Here is a 1,515-nt window from a genome sequence, read left to right on the forward strand (position 1 = left end):
CGGACGCTAGTCTATTGAGCATTCCCGTCGTCAAGATCGACACCGATGGCATCACCGATTGGGATTCGTTCCATGACACGTTTGCTCGCGAGATGGACTTCCCCGGCTACTACGGTCGCAACATGAATGCGTGGATCGACTGCGTATCTGATCGTGACGCGCCGTTCGTATTACAACTCGACAACGCCAAATCGTTTCGCTCGCGTTGCCCTGAAATCTACGCTGCTGTGGTCGAATGCTCGGCGTTTTCCAACTGGCGCGACGTCAAATCGGGCGGCGAACCGGTGGTTTTCTTGGCCTTCGCGGACTGATGCGCTGACCTTGCAAGCTGCTTGAGGTGGATACCGCAAACTCGCTTCACCGCGACCGCTAACATGGTTTTTACGCATAGGCCTTCGGCACACCGCTGTCGTTTGTTCAAGCCTCCCTCTGGTGGTAGAATCTTTCGTAGTTCAAGCATCGCTCGCTTCGTTCAGGGCGGTGTCGTAAAAACCTTCCGTTGGCCGACCTCAAGTTTTGCATACGCCATACGAACAGCTCGATCTTGCGATCGTCCCCGGCCCGCCTCAACTCGTGGAGCCTGCCGTTAGTTTCGACACGCACGAGGTACTGCAGTACCCGCCTGACTTTGTCGCGGACGCTATTCTCGCCGTTCCCACCACCCGTCTAATCCGATCTAACGATCCAACGTGGTATGATTGGCTGGCGCTGCACACCGCGTCTGATGGCACGATCAAAATTGATTTCACACTTTTCGATACCGAACCCGTTTCGTGGGGTGGCTCTGGGCTGGTCTTCGATTGTGGGCCTCAATCGCTGCTTGACTTTTGGTTGGGGATTCGCGGTGCCTGCCCAGCGGTATGGTTGCATGACACCAGCTGCAAACTGTACTCGCCTGATTCCTTCTCTGAACTTTACCTCTAAACCGCTCCAGAGTTCGGCCAACATGGTTTTTACGCTAGGCCTGCGGCACACCTTCGATGTTTGGCAACGCTCGCTGGCCTTGGTACAATTTCTCGTGTTTCAGACATCGTTCGCTTCGTTTAGGGCGGTGTCGTAAAAACCTTCCGTTGTACGACTCATCAAATGGCAAATCGCACCGTAACCCTCCGGCAATCTCGTGATGACCTTGGGTCGCGGTACCTTGGTGCAACACTCGCAGACGATGGCACACTGACTATTTAGGGCCAAGACTTGGGCCGCGGCGTCGAACAGGTTTTCGGTGACGGCAACACGGAATACGAATGGGCTTGGACACTCGCGACGGATGCTGTCGCCGCCCTTGCTCAATCTCTCAAATGTGAAAACGTACTCGACGGTTTGGCCTCGCAATTTTCTGGTGACGCCTCCGCCAAACTCAAATCCTACCTTGATGACAACGGCATCAACTACGAGGCGTGGTCCAGAATCGGCGATTAACCGTCGTACAACATGGTTTTTACGCTAGGGCCTTCGGCACACCTTCCAACTTTGTCAACGCGGGCTGGCCTTGGTACAATTTCAGCAATTCAGGTA

General features: G+C 54.6%; 3 protein-coding genes. All 3 read left to right on the plus strand.

Annotated elements, in window-relative coordinates:
• The coding region (locus RSSM_RS17805) for a barstar family protein (protein ID WP_236621218.1) at positions 1 to 311 on the plus strand (311 nt) is incomplete at its 5' end.
• Positions 312 to 516: 205 nt separating this feature from the next.
• A complete protein-coding gene (locus tag RSSM_RS17810) occupies positions 517 to 924 on the plus strand; it encodes a hypothetical protein (RefSeq protein WP_008681702.1) in 408 nt (135 codons plus the stop codon).
• 270 nt (positions 925 to 1,194) lie between these two features.
• Positions 1,195 to 1,419 (plus strand): hypothetical protein, encoded by a 225-nt coding sequence (locus RSSM_RS17815; protein ID WP_008681703.1) that lies wholly within the window; start codon positions 1,195 to 1,197, stop codon positions 1,417 to 1,419.
• Positions 1,420 to 1,515: the final 96 nt, after the last annotated feature.

The sequence above is a fragment of the Aporhodopirellula sallentina SM41 genome, from assembly GCF_000346505.1.
Classification (GTDB): Bacteria; Planctomycetota; Planctomycetia; order Pirellulales; family Pirellulaceae; genus Rhodopirellula; species Rhodopirellula sallentina.